This is a genomic window from Streptococcus sp. HMSC062D07, assembly GCF_001814215.1.
Taxonomy (GTDB): Bacteria; Bacillota; Bacilli; order Lactobacillales; family Streptococcaceae; genus Streptococcus; species Streptococcus infantis_I.
The window spans coordinates 60252-79845 of sequence record NZ_KV815328.1 but is presented as its reverse complement, the minus strand read 5'-3'; the positions used below and the strand labels follow the sequence as shown (position 1 = coordinate 79845).

General features: G+C 40.7%; 16 protein-coding genes. 5 read left to right on the top strand and 11 right to left on the bottom strand.

What is annotated here, in order from left to right; all coding sequences use genetic code 11:
• Nucleotides 1-116: 116 nt before the first annotated feature.
• The 3 genes from HMPREF2957_RS04665 to HMPREF2957_RS04655 all read right to left on the bottom strand — a co-directional run bounded on the left by HMPREF2957_RS04665 (nt 117) and on the right by HMPREF2957_RS04655 (nt 3387).
• Nucleotides 117-470, bottom strand: a complete 354-nt coding sequence (locus tag HMPREF2957_RS04665; protein WP_004251045.1) for a DUF805 domain-containing protein — start codon at nt 468-470, stop codon at nt 117-119.
• 158 nt (nt 471-628) lie between these two features.
• Complete coding sequence (locus HMPREF2957_RS04660; protein ID WP_004251043.1) at nt 629-2479, bottom strand: polysaccharide biosynthesis protein; 1851 nt, start codon at nt 2477-2479, stop codon at nt 629-631.
• A 77-nt stretch (nt 2480-2556) separates the two neighbouring features.
• On the bottom strand, nt 2557-3387 hold the full coding sequence (locus tag HMPREF2957_RS04655) for a glycosyltransferase (protein WP_004251041.1): 831 nt from the start codon (nt 3385-3387) through the stop codon (nt 2557-2559).
• A gap of 218 nt (nt 3388-3605) precedes the next feature.
• Between HMPREF2957_RS04655 and HMPREF2957_RS04650 the strand changes: the two genes are divergently transcribed.
• From HMPREF2957_RS04650 to HMPREF2957_RS04630, 5 genes are all read left to right on the top strand, one after another.
• Nucleotides 3606-4772: a CynX/NimT family MFS transporter gene (locus HMPREF2957_RS04650; RefSeq protein ID WP_004251040.1), complete on the top strand. Its 1167-nt coding sequence runs from the start codon at nt 3606-3608 to the stop codon at nt 4770-4772.
• Between the two features lie 140 nt (nt 4773-4912).
• Nucleotides 4913-5239, top strand: a complete 327-nt coding sequence (locus HMPREF2957_RS04645; protein ID WP_006153330.1) for a PadR family transcriptional regulator — start codon at nt 4913-4915, stop codon at nt 5237-5239.
• The gene (locus tag HMPREF2957_RS04640) at nt 5226-5819 is read left to right on the top strand and encodes a DUF1700 domain-containing protein (RefSeq protein WP_070677834.1); all 594 of its coding nucleotides are present in this window, start codon (nt 5226-5228) and stop codon (nt 5817-5819) included. The genes HMPREF2957_RS04645 and HMPREF2957_RS04640 overlap by 14 nt, the downstream gene beginning before the upstream one ends.
• Nucleotides 5812-6765: a DUF4097 family beta strand repeat-containing protein gene (locus tag HMPREF2957_RS04635; protein ID WP_025170532.1), complete on the top strand. Its 954-nt coding sequence runs from the start codon at nt 5812-5814 to the stop codon at nt 6763-6765. Before HMPREF2957_RS04640 ends, HMPREF2957_RS04635 begins: the two co-directional genes overlap by 8 nt.
• A gap of 47 nt (nt 6766-6812) precedes the next feature.
• Nucleotides 6813-7817: a DUF6574 domain-containing protein gene (locus tag HMPREF2957_RS04630; RefSeq protein ID WP_070677833.1), complete on the top strand. Its 1005-nt coding sequence runs from the start codon at nt 6813-6815 to the stop codon at nt 7815-7817.
• Between the two features lie 105 nt (nt 7818-7922).
• Here the strand turns inward: HMPREF2957_RS04630 and HMPREF2957_RS04625 are convergent, their stop codons facing one another.
• From HMPREF2957_RS04625 to HMPREF2957_RS04590, 8 genes are all read right to left on the bottom strand, one after another.
• Nucleotides 7923-8783, bottom strand: coding sequence for a DUF4299 family protein (locus HMPREF2957_RS04625; protein WP_070677831.1), 861 nt, complete (start codon nt 8781-8783; stop codon nt 7923-7925).
• Between the two features lie 122 nt (nt 8784-8905).
• A complete protein-coding gene (locus HMPREF2957_RS04620; RefSeq protein ID WP_004251023.1) occupies nt 8906-9892 on the bottom strand; it encodes an oxygen-dependent tRNA uridine(34) hydroxylase TrhO in 987 nt (328 codons plus the stop codon).
• Nucleotides 9893-10333: 441 nt separating this feature from the next.
• On the bottom strand, nt 10334-11818 hold the full coding sequence (locus HMPREF2957_RS04615; protein WP_004251021.1) for an ABC transporter substrate-binding protein: 1485 nt from the start codon (nt 11816-11818) through the stop codon (nt 10334-10336).
• 106 nt (nt 11819-11924) lie between these two features.
• On the bottom strand, nt 11925-12845 hold the full coding sequence (locus HMPREF2957_RS04610) for a carbohydrate ABC transporter permease (RefSeq protein ID WP_025170531.1): 921 nt from the start codon (nt 12843-12845) through the stop codon (nt 11925-11927).
• Between the two features lie 13 nt (nt 12846-12858).
• Nucleotides 12859-13788, bottom strand: coding sequence for an ABC transporter permease (locus HMPREF2957_RS04605; RefSeq protein ID WP_070677829.1), 930 nt, complete (start codon nt 13786-13788; stop codon nt 12859-12861).
• 200 nt (nt 13789-13988) lie between these two features.
• Nucleotides 13989-15869 (bottom strand): beta-N-acetylhexosaminidase, encoded by a 1881-nt coding sequence (locus HMPREF2957_RS04600; RefSeq protein ID WP_004251013.1) that lies wholly within the window; start codon nt 15867-15869, stop codon nt 13989-13991.
• On the bottom strand, nt 15863-16732 hold the full coding sequence (locus HMPREF2957_RS04595; RefSeq protein WP_070677827.1) for an ROK family protein: 870 nt from the start codon (nt 16730-16732) through the stop codon (nt 15863-15865). The genes HMPREF2957_RS04600 and HMPREF2957_RS04595 overlap by 7 nt, the downstream gene beginning before the upstream one ends.
• An 86-nt stretch (nt 16733-16818) precedes the next feature.
• The gene (locus HMPREF2957_RS04590) at nt 16819-19464 is read right to left on the bottom strand and encodes an alpha-mannosidase (protein WP_070677824.1); all 2646 of its coding nucleotides are present in this window, start codon (nt 19462-19464) and stop codon (nt 16819-16821) included.
• Nucleotides 19465-19594: the final 130 nt, after the last annotated feature.

Sequence of the window (19594 nt, the reverse complement as noted above, 5' to 3'; positions counted from 1 at the left end):
TACAGTTATAGAACACTCCCAAATCTAGTAAAAGACCTGGGAGTGTTAGCAAATTATTCGACAAGATTGAAACTTCTTCGTTCTTGTAGCATTTTTTCAGATAGCTGAACTTAGTGTTAGTCCTTTGTTGGCATAGCTAGGAGCACCAAAAGTGCGATACCTCCAACCATTGGAATAAAAGCAACGAAGATGAGCGCCCAATGGAAACCAGCATCACGTAGACGACGAACTGTCAGTGCTAGTCCAGGCAATAAAACTGCTAGTCCAAAAATGAGATAGACAAATCCGATTAAGCCCAAAGTCATAATAGCAGCTTCGCTATCTGGATTTGCCATTGCAGCACCGTATGCCATGTAGAAAGGAATAGAAAGGATAATGTTTGCCAACCAAATCCACCAGTAATCTGCGCGAGTTGAACGTCCTGAAAAATCTACATAACCTTTAAAGAAATTTTTAATTGCGTTAATCATAAGTTACTCCCTAATTTTTTATTTACTATAGTTTACCATATCTGTTCAATAATAACAAGTTTGTTCAAAAAACTCTGAAAGTCTCTCGAAATCTAGAAAAAAAGATACTATCCGCTCTTTCTCATAAACAGAAGTTGCAGATAATATCTCATCTATTTTTAGTCAACATGTGTTGTTTCATTAGCAAAAGCTATGATTGCTCTCTTCAATTCAGAACCTTGCAAGGTACGGAACTCTTCAATCTTCTGATTGATCATCTCAAGAGGCATTACATTTACTTTACCAACAAAGATTTTGTCCATTACTTGATTATCAACTAGTTCAGTTGATACAAGCAACTCTTCGTATAGTTTTTCACCTGGGCGAATACCTACTTCTACGATTGGAATTTCATTTTCAGTATGGCCACTGAGTAGAACCATTTTCTTAGCCAAATCGTAAATGCGTACTGGCTTGCCCATATCAAGGATAAAGACTTCTCCATCTTTTGCATAAGCACCCGCATGAATCACCAAACGGCTAGCTTCTGGAATGGTCATAAAGTAACGAGTCATTCGGAAGTCTGTCACCGTTACAGGCCCACCTTCAGCAATCTGACGTTCAAAGACAGGAATTACACTACCACGGCTACCGAGTACGTTACCGAAACGAACCGCACAGTAGGTAGATTGGCTACGTTGATTAAATCCTGTAACAATTAACTCAGCCACACGTTTAGTTGCTCCCATTACGTTTGGTGGATTAACAGCCTTATCTGTCGAAATCATGACCATTTTTGGAACTCGAGCAGCGTCAACTGCCTTAGCAACATTATAAGTTCCAAGGATGTTATTCTTGAATGCTTCTTTTGGATTACGCTCCATCATCGGAACATGTTTATGAGCTGCAGCATGGTAAACAATCGCTGGTTCGTACTGTTCAAAAACTTGAAGCAAACGATCGTAATCTTGAATATCGGCAATGACAGGAACAAAGTCAATTCCCTGGAATTTACGAATCAATTCATGGTAAATCAGATAAATAGAGTTTTCTCCATGACCGAGCAAAACGACACGTTCCGGATTGAAGCGACTGACTTGACGGCAAATTTCTGAACCAATCGAACCTCCGGCACCAGTTACCAAAATCGTTTTATTAGTGATTTCAGAACCCAGACGTGATTCATCGAGCTGAATCTCTTTACGTCCCAACAGGTCCGTGATATCAATTTTCTGGAAACCACCTGCTTGAGGCTGGATACCTTGCACAACTGATTCAATCATCGGCATCTTAAAGCATTTTACACCGATACTGTTACACATTTGCAGGATTCGTTCATATTCAGATGGATCTAGAGACGGAATCGCAACGATCACTTTTTCAACTCTGTAGCGTTTAGCCAATTCTGGTAGATCATCATAAGAACCCAAAACTGGGATTTTCCCAAGTTTTTGTCCTTTTTTCTTTTCATCATTATCCAAAATCCCAACTAGTTCAAGGTCACTAGTAGGATGTTGGTAGCTGTTCATAAAGAGCGCGCCACCATCACCAGCACCAATCAAGAAGGTACGACGGTGTTCTCCAGCTCCATTTCCCTTTTTACGTCTTGAGTAAATCAACTGCCAAGTGATACGAGGAAGTAGAATCAAGAATGTTGTTAATAGGATAAAGAGTACGATAAAGCGGATAGAAAAGAGCGGCAAGAAAGCATAGCAGATCACATAAGATAAGATACTACTGATAGTCACTCCGAAGAAAATCTTCATGAAATCTGTTATTTTGCTATATCGACTAATACTAGCATTAAGCCCCCAGAATCCAATCATCAGTTGGTAGAAAAGGAAGGTTAGACCTGTGTAAATGACATAGTCTACCGGGGCTGGATTAATCAAGCCATAAAATAGAATATAGGAAACAATAATTGATAAGACCATACTGGCAATATCAAAAAATCCCCAAAAAATTTGTTTCTGTTGTTTATTTAATACTTCAACCAGATCAATTACGTAATCTGTTATTTTTTTATTCATGTGAATGGTATCCTCCTACACAGAATCACATTTTCTAGTAATCTTCAGATAAATTTTTAAAATCTAATTAGCTTCAATTACTTGCTTTTTCTTAGAAGTTTCAAAAATATAAACTGTCGCACAAATCCTGGACATAGGGCAACGACAACTTGGATTAAAACACTTTTCAGATATTCGCCATAAGAAATCTGTCCACGAGCGTGCATTCTTTGACGTGCTTGGCGATAGAGTTTGAGATAGCGAAGACCTCCACGGCGTTCAAACATCCCTGCTCCCACGCGCACCTTACATAGAATTTGATCCACATTTCCAGTTCGAGCTCCAGCGCTAATCATATTGAGCCAGAGAAGATCATCTTCCATATAAAGACCATCCTCGTAGTTACCAGCCTTGAGAACCATTTCTTTTTTGAACATAACAGTCATATGATTAAAGGCACTTCTCATACGTTGGTAGGCAATGATATCCTCATGCTTAGTCGGTACACGACGGTAAGACACAATCTCGTCAGGTTGGTCGATAAACTCTGCGATATGACCACCTAGTAGGTCCAAGTTTTCTTTTTCCATCAATTCGAACTGCTGTTCGAAACGGTCTTCAACAGCAATATCATCTGTATCCATACGAGCAATGACGTCATATTGGCACTGTAAGACACCGTACTGAAGCGCTAAACCTAAGCCGCGATTTTGCTCAAGTGGACAACGTTTGATTGGAATACTTGACTGTGCTTCCAATTTCTCCAAAACTTGATACAGTTCAGGTGTCAGCGGACCATCTTCGACGATTACCACTTCGCTAGGTTTGAGCGTTTGATGTATGATACTCTCTACCGCCTCTTCTAGAAAGACTGGATTTTCTTTAACATAGACTGACATCAGGACGCTAAATTTACGATTTTCAGACACAGTAGTTCTCCAATATATAGATTTTCTTTCACTATTTTATCACAATTTTTCAGACTTTCCTATTTTTATTTGAATCCCAGAAAAAAACTAGTAAATATATTGTCCTTCTTTACTATGATTTCTATCGACTACGTAGCGAATCACGTCAGGTCAACTTGACATCTTTAGGAAAAAAAATTAAAATAAGCTGCTATCAAAATCAGCTTATTGAGGTTCACATGAAAAAACGATCACTCTTTTTTATTCTAGGAATTATCTTAATTGGAGCGGTCTTAAGAGCTCCTTTCACAGCTTTACCAACTATTTTGGGAGATATTGCCCAAGGTTTAGGCGTGGAAGTCAGTTCACTTGGTGTTTTGACCAGTCTCCCTCTCTTGATGTTTGCCCTCTTCTCCTCTTTTGCGACTCGTTTGGCTCAAAAAATTGGACTCGAGCACCTTTTCACCTATAGTCTTATCGTATTGACCATCGGTTCAGTGATTCGTATCTTTAATCTTCCTTTACTCTATCTAGGGACTTTACTCATCGGAGCAAGTATTGCGATCTTTAACGTGCTCCTTCCTAGCGCCATTCAGGCCAATCACCCACAAAAGATTGGCTTTCTGACAACCATCTATGTGACCTCTATGGGGATTACAACGGCTCTTGCTTCCTATCTCTCAGTCCCCATTACTCAGGCAACATCCTGGAAAGGCTTGATTCTCTGTTTATCCTTGGTCTGCTTACTAACTTTAGTTGCCTGGCTCCCCAATCATCGTCACAATCATTTTCTAAGAGGAAGTGAGAAAAAACAAAAGAAAGAGAATATCTTAAAAAACAAGGAAGTTTGGGCTATTATTGTATTTGGTGGGTTGCAGTCCCTACTCTTCTATACCAGTATGACCTGGCTACCAACCATGGCCATCAGTGCAGGACTATCTCATACAGATGCTGGACTTCTGGCTTCTATCTTTTCACTGATTAGTATCCCCTTCTCGATGACCATTCCAAGTCTCACAACTCGTTTATCAAATCGTCACCGTCAAATCATGCTGACAGTCATCTCTCTGGCTGGAATGCTTGGAATTGCTATGCTCCTATACCCGAGCAAGAGTTTCCTTTACTGGTTAGTAGCGCATCTCTTGATTGGTACTGCTTGTAGCGCTCTTTTCCCTTATCTCATGGTTTGCTTCTCCATCAAAACCAGCTCTCCTGAAAAGACGGCCCAATTATCTGGTCTTGCCCAGACTGGTGGTTACATTCTAGCGGCCTTTGGACCAACTCTCTTTGGTTACAGTTTTAACATGTTCCAGTCTTGGGTTCCAGCGGTACTGATTCTTCTAGTAATTGATATCATCATGACGGTCGCCCTCTTTATGGTGGATCGAGCGGATAAAATCCTCTAATCTTCTAGTTTTTGCTAGAAGATTTTTTTATATATAAAAATTTTACACATATTACTTGACAGGGCTTACATTTAGATGTATGATGTATGTGTAGAATAATTATATATAAAATTTTTACATACTAAAAAAGGAGGTGCCCCATGTATTTTCCAACATCAGCGGCCTTGATTGAATTTCTCATCTTGGCCATCCTAGAACAAGGGGATTCCTATGGTTATGAAATTAGTCAAACCATTAAACTCATTGCCAAAATCAAGGAATCTACCCTCTACCCCATCTTGAAAAAACTGGATACCAACCGCTACCTGACTACATACTCTCGCGAATACCAAGGTCGGATGCGGAAATACTACTCCTTAACAGAGATTGGGGAGGAGCAACTATTTGTACTCAGAGAAGAGTGGACACTCTACACTGACACTATCAACGGCATCATAGAAGGGAGCGTTCGCCATGACAAGAACTGAATATTTGAATCAGCTTGAAGCCTATCTGATGAAGCTTCCTCAATCTGATCGTATCGAAGCCATGGACTACTTCAAAGAACTCTTTGATGATGCTGGTCCAGAAGGTGAGGAAGAACTCATGGCTAGCCTCGGTAGTCCAAAAGAGGCTGCCCATGACATCCTGACTACACTTCTTGATAAAAAAATCAACGAAGAAAATTCCAATAAGAACAACCGTCAGGTTTTACAAATCGCAATCCTCGCACTTCTGGCTGCACCTATTGGGATTCCAGTCGGGATTGGTCTTCTCATGGCTATCATCGGGATTTTTATCGCTGCGGTTAGTGCACTTTTAGCCTTCTTTGCTGTATCAGCAGCTGGACTAATCCTAGGAGGCGTTCTCCTATTTGAAAGCTTCTACGTTCTGGCTGAATCGACATCTGCTTTTACGCTGATTTTTGGTGGAGGTTTGCTAGCTATTGGAGCTTCATCCCTAGTCTTGCTAGCGACTTCCTATGTGACCCGTTTCTTTGGAATACTAATCCTTCGACTTATTCAGTGGATTCTTAATAGAGGAAAGAGAGGTGAAAGTCATGCGTAAATTAACAAAAGGATTTCTTATCTTTGGTGTTGTTACTAGTATCATTGGTTTTGCCATGATGATCATCGGCATCCAAACAGACGGTATCAGAGACCTCCTTGCAATGTCACAAAAACCAGTCTTTGAGAGCCGAATGGAAGAGCTCGTTTTTGATCAAGATATTGAAAATCTTAACATGTCACTGACAGAACATTCGTTAGTCATTAGAGAATCTAGCGATGACAAGATTCGCCTTCAGTATCATCCAACTATCTCTGAAAAAGAAAATCTTCAACATTCTACCAAAGAAAAAACTCTTGAGATTTCTGACACCAAATCAACTACACGTCGTTCTGTAGGTTCTAGTATCCAAGGTATCCTCTTTATCGCAAGCGGAATTTCTAGCCGCAATGATGAAGTCGTTCTATCGTTGCCAAAAGGAAGAGAATTAAAAGATCTAACCGCCCAGGTCGACCACGGTGTCCTTTCGATTGCCGATGTAAAACTCAGCAATGCCAAGATTCAGTCAAATGGCTTTCTTCTTCGTATCACAAATAGCGAGATTAAAAATAGCCAACTGACCACAACTGGAATTGTCAATGTATTTGGAACCAGTCTAACAGATAGCCGTATCCAAGCAGAACATGAACATATCTCTGCTGACGATATCCAAGTGCACGGTAAGGTAGAATTCGAGGCAGAAAATGACATATCGCTCATGTTATCAAGAAAAGAGCTTGAACGAATCAATCTCAATCTCTCGTCAGAATACGGAGCTATTTATCATCGAACTCGAGAAGGAGTGAAGCCTGGCCAGGGAAATGATGTAAATAGGGACGAAGAATTCTCAAATCCTTACAAAGTAGAGAAAAAAGATACGCAAGATCTCCTCGTCGCAAAGGCAGGTCAAGATATCAACATTCCAGACGAACCGGATCGCTCACCTAATTCGAGAGATCATGAATAATAGTTAATCATTACTACTCAAACAAGAAATAAAAAGGAGGTCTCATCATGACTCAAGAATGGTTCGAAAGTGCTGATTTCGAGAAAACAGCCAACAATGAGAAAAAAGATAACCCATCTGACCTAGTCATTCCTGAAGAAGAGTTAAAAGAAAAAGAAGAGTTGCCAGTGGTTGAAGAAAGCCTTCAAGCCAATCCTGAAGAACAAGAAGCTGACCTAGAAAAAGTAGAGAATAGCGAACACGAAGAGATCGTGGAAAATACAGACAAGTCAGAAGAACCTGTAGAGACTGAAGAACAAGAAGAACTGGCAACAAAGACAGACCAAGCAGAAAAACTAGTTAAGGAAGCACCTCAGCCTAGCAAATCTTTGGAAAGTCCATTTGTCCCAGATCCTGTCCCTACAAAAACTACAATCTTCAAAGAAGAATTGGCTGATTTTTGGGTCTGGTTACAAGGTGCTCTCAAAGAGCCAACAGCAAGTATTGATACAGATAAAAAACATAGTTATAATGCCTTTGTGCTCCTAACTATCTTTTCTGCCACAAGTTTCCTCTTTACAGTTTATCACGCCAAACAAGGCTACTATGGTCGTATGGCAAGCATCGATGCTCACTTCATGGAACAATTCCCGTCTCTCAATCTCTTCTCGGTCTTCTCCATCCTAGTGGCGACAAGTCTCTTCTTCTTTTCAATTCTCATGGGTGGATTTGTAGTCAAACGTTTTGTCGACCAGGACAGTGATTGGACATTAGAAAGAGCCTTTCAAGCACATAGCAGACTCTTGGCTATCCCAGTTCTCTTGACAGGTATTGCTAGTTTCTTCGCTCTTTTTAATGGTCTACGATTTGCAGCATTGCTTTGCTTGATTAGCATTGGTCTGACTCTCTTGGCCAATCTCTACTTCATCTCAAGACCTAGCAAGGATAGTCAAACCGATCCCTTCTATCGCCTTCTTTTAGCTTTCCTAGTCAACGGTGGTGTTCTATTTCTCTTCTTTCTAGCAGAAATGGCTCTTGTTTTTGACTATCTTCGAATCCTTGCTTTTATATAAGATAAAATCCTGTCACTCTGACAGGATTTTTTTGTGTACACAAAAAGCAGATCAAACGATCTGCCTTTTCACATTATTTAAAACCAATATCTTTCATTTATGCCTCTAGTTACCTTTTACTAAGTTATCAAAATCTTCCCCTAAGATTGGTCCTACCACTATTTGGTTAGCATCTAAATCCTGATAAAGTTCTTTTGGCAAAGCTCCTAAAAACGCTTGGTAATCCAGTCTAGCTATCGCTTCATAATCTTCTGGTTTTGAGCCATCCCCAGAGATTTTTACCAAATCAATCTCCCAAACAAGTTCCTTGCCTACCAATTGCTCAACGTAAGGAGCAGGAATCACCGGTTCTTTTGGCAAAATGGTTTTTACTCCCTGAGCTAGGTGATAGACCCCATGCACCTTACCTTCACCATCTGGATAAAATTTAGCGCTGGAAGGAAAAGCATCTGACCCTTGAACCCTCTTAACTAGATCTTCAAAACGTGTCAATCCATCTTCTTCTAGGAAGCTTTCTAAATCCTTCTTATCAAAGTAAATAGTTGATAGAATACCCTGACAGAAACCTAAACGAGCAGCCTTATCCGCTAGATAGCTCTTAACCGTTTCTTGGAAATAGTTTTCCAAATCAAAGTCTGCCAAGCCCTCAACTGCTTCACCAACCTTGCTAGACAAAACCCGCAAGAGCCCTTCTACAATCTCCCAGTCAGCTCTTGTAATCAAGTCAGGAATGATTACTTGATAGCCTTTTTGAGCATCTAGATATCGAACTTTAAAGAGAAATTGAGACTTACCTACGATTCCACACTCGATATACTCAAGGCGATTAAGAGGTTGACGGAGGTAAACAGCATCATAACTATGCGACTCTAGGCCTTCTACTAAGCCTAAAATTGATTTAGCTGTGAGAATCTCCTGTTGTCCTAAAATACTTTGTTTATTTGGAATAAAAAATGTCTTCACCATAATGGTCTCCTTTGAAATCGTTTACATATAGTATACACCATTTTCCTGAAAGATGCAGAAACAAATTTAAGATTTTTTAGTCAAAAGCATAGAAAAACAGCCCTTTAGGACTGTTGATACTATTATACGACTTCAGAATGATCTAGGTTCTCACCAATCGCTGCTAAACGCTCGATGACTTGATCTTGTGTCAATTCATGTTCTAAAACATAGCGATTACGTGGGTGAACACGACACTCGTGTGAGCAACCACGAAGATATTTGTCTTCGTTGTCTTCTGATGCCAAGATACGGCGGTTACAGAATGGATTTCCACAGTTGACATAGCGTTCACATGGTGTTCCATCAAACCAGTCTTTCCCTACAATGGTTGGATTTACATGGTTGACATCGACTGCAATACGTTCGTCAAAGACATACATTTTCCCATCCCAAAGTTCCCCTTGAACTTCTGGATCTTTCCCGTAAGTCGCAATTCCTCCATGCAATTGACCGACATCTTTGTAGCCTTCACGGACCATCCAGCCAGAGAATTTCTCACAGCGGACTCCACCTGTACAATAAACTACGACACGCTTGTCCATGAACTTTTCCTTGTTATCACGGACCCATTGTGGTAATTCACGGAAGTTGCGGATGTCAGGACGGATAGCCCCACGGAAGTGCCCAAGATCGTACTCATAGTCATTACGAGTATCAAGGACAACTGTATCTTCGTCAAGAAGGGCTTCTTTGAATTCTTTTGGTGACAAGTAAGCACCTGTTGTTTCAAGAGGATTGATGTCGTTATCAAAGTTATCATCCTCTAAACCAAGGTGAACGATTTCCTTTTTGTAGCGAACAAACATCTTCTTGAAGGCTTGCTCACTTTCTTCATCAATCTTGAACCAGAGGTCTTCCATACCTGGAAGGCTGTGAACGTAGTCCATGTATTTTTGCGTTGTTTCGTAGTCACCAGAAACGGTTCCGTTGATCCCTTCGTCAGCCACTAGGATACGGCCCTTGAGGCCAATAGACTTACAGAAAGCCAAGTGGTCTGCAGCAAATTGTTCCGCGTTTTCGATGGGAACATATTTATAGTAAAGTAAAACTCGAATATCTTTTGACATTTGCTTCTCTTTTCTAAGATTAAATTATCAGAAATTTTCATTCAACTATACCAGTATACTCTCCCAAGAAAGCGAATGCAATTTATTTGACCGAAAAATAAAAAACAAGACCCATTTTCAGATCTTGTTTTAATTAAATATTTGAAGAAGAAAAATTAACAAAAAGATATCCATGGCCTGTCTTGAATAAATTACTAATCATGATCTAAAAAAACAAGACTGATAAGATTTCGAATCCAGAAAAAATTGCACTGATTTTTAGGAGTAGATGGTATTTTTCATGTACCTATTATCAACGCTACTTGTAAGGCAAATGTCTGGATTTCAAACACAGATAATTATATGTATTTGCTCAAAAAAAGAATCACCACCCCGTCTGGAAAAATCCAGACAAGGCAGTGATCGCATCTTTTAGGAATGAATACACGAAATCAATCTATCTTATGATTTTTTGTTTTTCAAGAATTCGTCGTATTGTTTTTGCATTTCATCCAATACTTTTTGGTAAGCACCTTCAGATTTAAGTTTTTCCATCAATTCTGGAATAGCTTTTTCTGGGTCTACAGTACCAGTGTTGATAGCTGTATCGAATTGTTGCATAGTGTTAGTGATAGCTGAGATTTCAGATTTCACGTTGTCAGTGTTGAAGATGAATCCAAGCGCTGGAGATTCTTTTGCAGTTTCCAAGTCTTTCTTAGATTGTGCAATTTGCTCATCTGTAACGTTTTCGTTGATGTAAAGGATCCAGTTGTTACCAGTGTTCCATCCTGACATGTGAGTGTTTCCTTTGTATCCATCAAGGACTTTAACACGGTTTTCTTTACCTGCAACTTTTTCCCAGTTCTTGCCTTCTGGACCGTAAACAAGGCCGTTCAAGAGTTCTGGGTTAGTGTTCAAGAGGTTCAACACTTCCATTGCTTTTTCTTTGTTCTTAGAGTTGTTTGAGATTACAAAGTTTGCAACTTGAGTTGTTTGGTTTTTCTTGATGAAGTTAGTAAATGGTTTGATTTGGATGTCTCTGTTAGCAACACGAGAAAGCAAGCTGCTACCGTAGTCAGCTGGTCCTACTGTTTCTTCACGAACAAGCCAAGTATCTTGAGTAAGGTCATATGAAGTTTCACTTGTTGCTACGTCTTTTGGAATGTATCCTGCTTCATAGTATTTGTGAAGAGTCTTCAAGTGTTCTACGAAACGAGGAACTTCGTAACGGTTTACGATCTTAGTAGTGTCGCCTTCAAGGTCGATAACGAATGGAAGACCATTTGCAACTGGGTAGTCAAAGTTTTCTGACGGGATAAAGTTTTTACCAACAGCGAATGGCATTACGTCTGGAGCTTTTTCTTTGATTTGTTTCAATACTGGTTCAAGTGTTTCGTATGAAGTTACACCTGAGATATCGATTCCATATTTTTCAAGAAGTGGGCCGTTGAAAGCAAAGTTTTGTGAAGATGCAACGTTAGCTGCAACTGGAACAGAATAAATCTTACCGTTTACAGTGTTACCTTTGATGTAAGCTGGGTCAAGCGCTTTGTAAAGGTCAGCTCCTTCTTTCTTGTACAATTCTGTCAAGTCAGCATAAGCACCTTTTTGAGCGTTTACAACGTAGTTATCTGCAAATGCGATATCATAGTTTTCACCTGATGAAGTGATAACTGACATTTTCTTGCTGTAGTCACCCCATCCAAGATATTGGATATCTAATTTAGCACCAACTTTTTCTCCGATGATTTTGTTTGCATTTTCTAGCAACTCATCCAAGTTATCTGGTTTGTCACCGATTTGGTACATCTTGATAACAGTTTTGTCACCTGAAGCTGAGTCAGCAGCTTTTTGGTTGTTACCTTTAAGGTTTCCACAAGCAGCGAGGCTAGCAGCCAAAGCTACAAGGCTAGCAGATGCAAAAGCATATTTTTTCCAGTTTTTCATGATAAAAACTCCTTTTTTTATTTTTAAATTTAAAACAATTTTAGTGATCTACTTTTCAACAAAGAAAAGTTAGATAGGGTAGAGAAAACTTGTTTCTCAGTGCCTCTTATTCTTTAACACCACCGATAGTCAAACCTTTTACAAAGTAGCGTTGGAAGAAAGGATAGAGAATCGCAATTGGGACAGTCGCAACTACGACCATGGCCATACGACCTGTTTCTTTTGGTAGGGCAACCGCAAGCTGTCCTGACATACCAACTGACTTAGCAATGTAATCCATGTTGTTTTGAATTTGCATGAGCAAATATTGCAATGGATACAAGTTGTCACTCTTGATGTAAAGAAGGGCATTGAACCAGTCGTTCCAGAATCCAAGTGCTGTCAAAAGTGTGATAGTCGCGATCCCTGGAAGAGAGAGTGGTAAACAGATTTGGAAGAAGATCCGCGCCTCGCTAGCACCATCGATACGAGCTGATTCGAGGATTGCTTCTGGAATGGTTTTCTTGAAGAAAGACCGCATCAACATGATGTTGAATGGCGATAGAAGCATCGGAACAATCAAGGCCCAAATAGTATCACCCAAGTGAAGTAACTGAGTTACCACAATATAGCCTGGTACCAAACCAGCATTGAACAACATACTAAGAAGAGCAAAGATTGTAAAAAATTTGCGATACTTAAATGTTGAACGTGAGATGGCATAAGCGTATGTTGTTGTGATGAAGACGTTTGTCAAAGTTCCAACAACTGTTACAAAAGCTGAGATAAAGAGCGCTTGTAAAATTTTGTCTTTAAACTGAGCCAAGAATTGGAATCCATCTACACCAAACTTGGAAGGGAAGAAACTATATCCATATTGAACAATACTTTTTTCGTCTGTAACTGAAATAATGATTACGAAGATGAAAGGCAAGATACAAGAGAAGGCCAGCAAACCAGATATGATACTAAAGAAGATATCTGCCTTTTTGCTGAAGGAGTGTATGCCAACATTATCAATTTTTTCTTTTTGAATTTTTTTTGCCATATGCTCCTCCTTTCTAGAATAGTGCTGAGTTAGGATCAACACGTCTTGCAAGTAAGTTTGATAGGATAACGAGAATCAAACCGACGACTGACTGGTAGAGACCGGCTGCTGAAGCCATACCGATATCTGCTGTCTGAGTCAATCCGTTAAAGACATAGACGTCCAATACATTTGTTACACTATAGAGCTGACCTGCGTTGTGAGGGATTTGGTAGAAGAGACCGAAGTCTGCACGGAAGATGTTTCCGACTGCAAGGATGGTCAATACTGTCACAAGCGGTGTCAACTGAGGGATGGTTACGTTACGGATACGTTGCCATTTGCTAGCACCGTCCACTGTCGCTGCTTCGTAGTAAGTTGGGTCAATACCCATGATCGTTGCGTAGTACATCACACTACTATATCCAAAGCCTTTCCAGATACCTAGGAAGAGGAGGAGGTAAGGCCAGATACTGACATCAGCGTAGAAGTTAATACCCTTCATCCCTAGAGCTTCTAAGGTATGGTTGATAAGCCCTTTATCGATATTTAGGAATGCATCTGTAAAGAAACTGATGATAACCCAAGATAGGAAGTAAGGGAATAACATAGATGTTTGGTAGATTTTAACCATTTGCTTAGAGCGAAGTTCACTAAGGATAATGGCGATACCAACTGACACAACCAAACCGATAAAGATAAATCCAAGGTTGTAAAGTACTGTGTTTCGAGTGATGACAAAGGCATCCTTGGAACTAAACAAGAATTTAAAGTTATCTAGTCCGACCCATCTACTATTTATAATACTGTAGACGAATCCTTCACCAGTCATATGGTAGTCTTTGAAGGCAACCACATTCCCAAAAACTGGAATGTAGAAGAATAAAATCAACCAAATTGTTCCTGGTAGAACCATTAAGAGAAAAATCCAATTATCTCTTAAAGTTTTTGAAAACTTGTTCATAATTTCCTCCCTTTTTATTTTCTAAAACTTCATAATCTCACATTTTTAAACTTGATAACGTTTACAAAAATAGTATACTCTTATTTTTAGGACAGTTTAAACTACAAATTATAGAAAAAACTCCACAAATTATTTTATGTGGAGAACTTTTTATATAAGAATAGGTTTCACGGGAAACTTCTTTTCTGAATAGAGTTTTTCTAGGTCGTATAAATAGTCGAAGCTGTCGCAATGGTATGCCATTGATTAGCCGTTGTGGCTGCGAAGTCCTTATCTCCGTAGAAATCGTTGAATGGCAAAATCTCTACTTCCAACTCATCGATACGAGAGATTTCGCCTGCTAGGTAGTTTTCAATGCGACTTTCTGCTCGCTTGATTCGTTGCAATAGGCCACCCATACGGATGTCCACTGTATCCAAGCCAAAGACCTTGTTTTCTTTCAACCATTGGTGGCTAAAGAGCTTGTGGAAGGTTTCAATCTGGCTTCTTAATTTTGGTAATTCTTCCCTAGCAATTTGTTGCAAGCTCTCTTTATCACCTTTTTGATAGGCTTGACGAATGCGTCGGCCCACATCCACCTTGCCACTTAAAATAGCATTCAACTGGGCCTGGGTTTCAAAGAGATAAGCATAGTTTCCTGCTTTTTCTTTAATAGCAGAAAGAGTCTCCGCTGCCTGGGCAAAGTGAGGCTTGTCCTGTTCAGGAGTCATGTGCTTATCAAGGATTGGACAGAGAACATCCTGATAAAAGACATAGCGATTGGGGTTGATCCCGCTGAGATTATCTGGTAGATCTGGCAAGAGGTTGGCAAGATCAAGTTGCATGAAGTCCTCAACCGGTAGACCTGTATTGGTCTTGAAATGAGCTGACAAACGGTCTAAATCATTGCGGTAGCTGAGTTCTGCCCAGATTTGCAAGCTTGGCAGAATAGAGAACTGAGCTGTTTCACCACCATTGTCTCCCCAACCAGTCACAATGACTTCTTTGATCTGATTAGCACGGCAGGCTTTGTTTGCTTCGACAGCGATGAGACGACTGAAATGGTTGTGTGGTGTGAAACCAATCCACTTCCAAGCACCACCTGCAAAGGCAATATCCTGGCTAATCTTGTGGTGATTACCGAAGTTACGGTTGTATTTTTCTTCGCTATCCTGATAATAATCCCAGTAAACCAAGGTCACACGGTCTTTTAGACGGTCAAGATAAACGCGTGTTTCCTCTGGAATTTCGACATCACGGTCGTACTGGCCATCTGCTGACATGAGTTTGAAGAACATATCGCTCCACATCTGGCAGTGGAAACCATACTTGTCTGCAATATCCAGCACGCGCTCCAAGTGTTGGCACATAAGGAGACTACGATCCACAACACCATTGAGAATCAAATAGCGTCCCAAACCAACCAAGTGGGCTTCGTCCATGCCGATATTGACCTTGCGTGTTTGTAGCTTAGACAAAGTGGCAAACATCCCGTCAATCAAATCATAAACCTTTTCTTCACCGATGAGGAGAATGTCCTCTACATCACGAAGTTGCTGAACTTCTTTGACACCCCATTTGACAAAGGCTGATAAGTGAGCCAAGGTCTGGATACAAGGAACAAAAGTCATGTCAAACTGCTGGGCATAAGCTTCGATTTCCTGTAATTCTTCAGCTGAATAAGCCCCGCGGAAATAGCCAAAATAAGGTTGCCCTTCAATCTGATAGGTGTCTTCCATGTAGAGCTCAAAGATTGAATAACCCATCAGAGCCAAGACTTCAATCATCTGCTTGGCTGATGCAACATTTAGAACCGCATTTCGCGAACAGTCAGCCATGTAGGCTAAATCTTCATAAGCCGCTTGTTCTTCAATCTCTACCTTATCACCTTCTACCAAAGCTGTTGCTAGCACAGACAAGGCGCGATAGAGTTGGTGAGGTTTGCGATAAGTCAATTGATAGCTTCCGTCCTCACCCTTGATAGAGATAGAAGCTTGGTCAGACTGAGCGACTGCCACTTCTACATCTGGTAGAGAAATATGCTTTTGAAGTAAGTCTATAGCTTGCTGTTGTTTACTGCTAATTCCGGTAAAATTTACCATTGGTTTTCCTCCTGTAACCAGTTGACAAGGGCACCGTAGAGATTGGCATCTGCGTGATAGGTGCAAGCTTGAATGACTGGAGCGATTGTATATTCTTCATACCTTTCCACAAAGGCGTCTACTGCTTTTTGCACTCCTTTGATAAAATCTGGGTTCTGACTGATAGAGCCACCTAGGCTAATCACATCTGGATCAATCAGGTACTGGATATTGAGCAATCCTTGAGCTAGGTTACGATTCATGCGCTCAATGGCTTCTTGACAGAGAGCATTTCCTGCTGCAGCCTCTTGGTAAACCTTGCGGCCATCCCAGTCAGACTGACCTGATTTTTCAATCACATAACGAACCATGTTTCCCGTAGAAGCTAGTAGTGACCAGTTGTTGAGCTTTTCTGCAGGCTCGATAGTTGTCATATAACCAAACTCTCCACCCAAACCATGACGACCTCGGTGAAGTTTTCCATTGATAATCATAGCGCCACCGATTCCTGTCCCAATCACGATACAGGCTGCATTTTCAATCTCAGGATGAGCTAGCAGTTCACTGAGTCCAACACAGTTGGCATCATTTTCTAGGTGGACAGGAAGCTTATGATGAGCAAGGGCCTCATACCATGAAAAACCATGGATGTAAGGAATGGCACTGATCCCTTCAATCACCCCTGTTTCTTGGTTAACAGCCCCTGGCACACTCATAGCAATCCCACGGTAGTCACGTTCTGACAATCGCTGGTCCAACCAAGCCAACAAATCTTCTAAAGTTTCAGGCGTTGGGGTGTTGGTCTTATCTAAAATTTTTCCATCAGGAGTGAGACTAGCAAATTTTATACCGGTCCCTCCGATATCAATCGTTGCAAGGGTCATTGCTTTTACCTGTAAAAAGGAGCGAGAAAAGTAGTCGGTTCTTACTCTTTTCGCTCCTCCTTTCTTTTTATGTTATCTTTTTGAAATTAGATTTCTTCTTTTTTAATCAATTCTGTGCGAATTTCTTGTAACGCCAATAATCCTGAATGAACTGGATATGGTCGTTCCAATAAGTCAAGAATGGTTTGTTGTTTATCAGACACACGAATATTTTCTTGGCTCATGTTGTAGTAACGAAGGACGTAACCTTCTTCATTTTCAGCTACCTTAAAGGCTGTTGGGCAGACTTGTGGCAAACTGAGTGCCGGATGGTTAAAGAGGCTACCCGTTGCAGCAACGCTACCTTCTTGTTTTGCAACTTGAAGAGCTGTAAATGGCACCTGGAAAGCTTTTGCACGACGGAAGGCTGAGAAACGTTCGCCTGCTTGATGGCATTCTACTGCAAACTCAACTTCGATATCACGCAAGCACTGGGCTTCTGGAGTTGGGAAGTACCCCCAGTCACCTAGCTCACCTGAAGCACGGAGAAGTGTTACAGCTATTGTGTCGTCTCCAAGGATTTCGTATTCGTTCAATCCTTTATTGGATACGGTCACTCCTTTTACATCATCATACAAGCTGACAAAGGCTTGTTGGTGTTGGGGATTTTCAGGATTTTCCCAAGAAGTTGCTGGTTTATTTGGTCTTGTCACAACTTCATAGATGCTTTCAGAATCATTACTTGGACGAGTATTATGAGTTTTTACCAAGAGACGGATACGGTGGTCTTTGGCTGTATTTGTAAAGCGAGTCTTGAAGCGAATCTGTGGATTGTCCACAAAGACAGTCATCTCAGTTTCAAGAGGAATAGTTGTCAATTCTTCTGAACGTCCTGCATCTCGTTTCATGAACTCAATAATGCCTCTTTGTTCAGCATCCAATTTTTCATCTGCGCTAACTGGAATAGTCAAGTCATGTTTTAGTAAAACCTTAGCATAGCGAGCATTATTTTCTAATACTTCATAACCTTTCAGTTGGGCAAAAATTGGCTCAGTTCCTTTTGGTTGGAAGTAAATGTACTCGTTACCGATATCCCCACGATCCTCGAATTGGATAAAGTCTTCGTAAGCTTCGTTTGTAGTCTTGTCATAGACTGTGATGCCTTCGTCTACACTAAGAGTCACGAATGGTGTATCAATGACTCCATTTTGGAAGATACCATCGCTTTGCGCTACTGCCCCTTCGACTAATTGGAAGCTTGCCCAAGAAAGTGGTGCAAGGTGAATTGGAATCGTCACGCGTACTTGACGAGCAATATAAGGCTGACGGAATTTATCCTTAGGTAAAGTGTAGCCAAAACTTGCTCCCAAATCTTCAATCTTGGCTTCAATGACATGACCATCCAAATCTTCAACATGGTAATCTGGCAAAGTCAAAGCTGCCATTTTCTTGAAGCCTTCTGTTGGGTGCAATTCCTTGAAATCACAAGTGGCCACATCTACCACAACACTGGCAGTATCAACCTTGTCATGTAATCCAGTGTTGATGACTGTAAAGAGGTGGTTGCTTTGTGCTTCCTGAGTTGCTATTTTGTGTTTCCATTCATTGAGAAGGTTTGTTTTGACGAAGTTTCCAACTTGGTTGACCTTGGCGAAGCGAGTTTCCATTTCACGGTGAACCTCGTCAATACTACAACCACAGATACTATCGTGTGGGGCATTCTGCAAGAGCGTTTTCCAAGCATAGGTTAACTGATCTTTATGATTATGCCCTCCTGTAAGAATAGTCAATGGTTCCACGACTTGCTCTAGCAAGTTGCTGTTTTCCTGGAAGGCTTGTTTGAGATAAACACGTGAAGAAGAGGTATTGGCAAGGGTGTACCAGCCATCCGTTTCCTGGCTAGTCAACTCACCTGTGACCGTTGATAATTGTTCAGGAAGGGCACTTTCCAGTGCTTGGACATATTCGTCAAATGAGCTATGAATAAAGGTCACGTCAGGGAAGAGTTCGTTTGCCACACGAATGGCTTCGCTCAAGTTCCGTTGAACTGGTTGGTGGTCGCAACCGTTCATCATCAACCATTGGTTAGTTGATGCATAGTCACGAACGTCTGCCAATTTTTGTTTCCAGAAATCCAAAGCTTCATCTTTATCCACTGGAATTTCGTTCCCGTTACTGTACCAGTTGGCAAAGAGAATACCCAGCACACGGCTACCATCAGCCCCTTGCCAGTACATCTCAGAAAATTGAGAGGTAAACTGTTCATCTTCAAGGACTTGATTGTCAAATCCGATTGGCTTGACACCGCGACCAAAGGCTGCTACGTGAATACCTGATTTTTGAAGGATTTGAGGAGCCTGCCCCATATTTCCAAAAGTATCTGGGAAATAACCAATTTGAGTAGATTTGCCCCATTTGGCACATTCCGCTTGTCCAATCAAGGTATTGCGGACGTTAGCTTCACTGGAAATCAAGTAATCATCCTGCAAGATATAGAAAGGCCCAATCTTCAATTTGCCTTCGTCGATATAACGCTGCACCTTGTCACGGTTTTCAGGGCGAATTTCTAAATAGTCATCGAGGACAATGGTTTGTCCATCTAGGTGGAAGCTCTTGAACTCAGGATCATTTTCAAAAAGATCAAAAAGATTGTCAAAAAGTTCCACCAATTGCATACGGTGACTTTCAAAAGGTAGATACCACTCACGATCCCAGTGACTGTGAGAGATGATATGTACAACAACATTTTCCATGAAGTAAAACCTCATTCTAAATTTAAATTTTTATTGTTAACGTTTTAAATGTAAATTTGTGATTCTTTCCAAGAATCAGTTGAGCGAAAACGTACTCCTTATACTCAATGAAAATCAAAGAGCAAACTAG

Excerpts from the sequence above, each read along its gene's own strand:
- HMPREF2957_RS04665 (WP_004251045.1), bottom strand. The coding sequence starts at position 470 with ATGATTAACGCAATTAAAAATTTCTTTAAAGGTTATGTAGATTTTTCA.
- HMPREF2957_RS04660 (WP_004251043.1), bottom strand. The coding sequence starts at position 2,479 with ATGAATAAAAAAATAACAGATTACGTAATTGATCTGGTTGAAGTATTA.
- HMPREF2957_RS04650 (WP_004251040.1), top strand. The coding sequence starts at position 3,606 with ATGAAAAAACGATCACTCTTTTTTATTCTAGGAATTATCTTAATTGGA.
- HMPREF2957_RS04645 (WP_006153330.1), top strand. The coding sequence starts at position 4,913 with ATGTATTTTCCAACATCAGCGGCCTTGATTGAATTTCTCATCTTGGCC.
- HMPREF2957_RS04640 (WP_070677834.1), top strand. The coding sequence starts at position 5,226 with ATGACAAGAACTGAATATTTGAATCAGCTTGAAGCCTATCTGATGAAG.
- HMPREF2957_RS04635 (WP_025170532.1), top strand. The coding sequence starts at position 5,812 with ATGCGTAAATTAACAAAAGGATTTCTTATCTTTGGTGTTGTTACTAGT.
- HMPREF2957_RS04630 (WP_070677833.1), top strand. The coding sequence starts at position 6,813 with ATGACTCAAGAATGGTTCGAAAGTGCTGATTTCGAGAAAACAGCCAAC.
- HMPREF2957_RS04625 (WP_070677831.1), bottom strand. The coding sequence starts at position 8,783 with ATGGTGAAGACATTTTTTATTCCAAATAAACAAAGTATTTTAGGACAA.
- HMPREF2957_RS04620 (WP_004251023.1), bottom strand. The coding sequence starts at position 9,892 with ATGTCAAAAGATATTCGAGTTTTACTTTACTATAAATATGTTCCCATC.
- HMPREF2957_RS04615 (WP_004251021.1), bottom strand. The coding sequence starts at position 11,818 with ATGAAAAACTGGAAAAAATATGCTTTTGCATCTGCTAGCCTTGTAGCT.
- HMPREF2957_RS04610 (WP_025170531.1), bottom strand. The coding sequence starts at position 12,845 with ATGGCAAAAAAAATTCAAAAAGAAAAAATTGATAATGTTGGCATACAC.
- HMPREF2957_RS04605 (WP_070677829.1), bottom strand. The coding sequence starts at position 13,788 with ATGAACAAGTTTTCAAAAACTTTAAGAGATAATTGGATTTTTCTCTTA.
- HMPREF2957_RS04600 (WP_004251013.1), bottom strand. The coding sequence starts at position 15,869 with ATGGTAAATTTTACCGGAATTAGCAGTAAACAACAGCAAGCTATAGAC.
- HMPREF2957_RS04595 (WP_070677827.1), bottom strand. The coding sequence starts at position 16,732 with ATGACCCTTGCAACGATTGATATCGGAGGGACCGGTATAAAATTTGCT.
- HMPREF2957_RS04590 (WP_070677824.1), bottom strand. The coding sequence starts at position 19,464 with ATGGAAAATGTTGTTGTACATATCATCTCTCACAGTCACTGGGATCGT.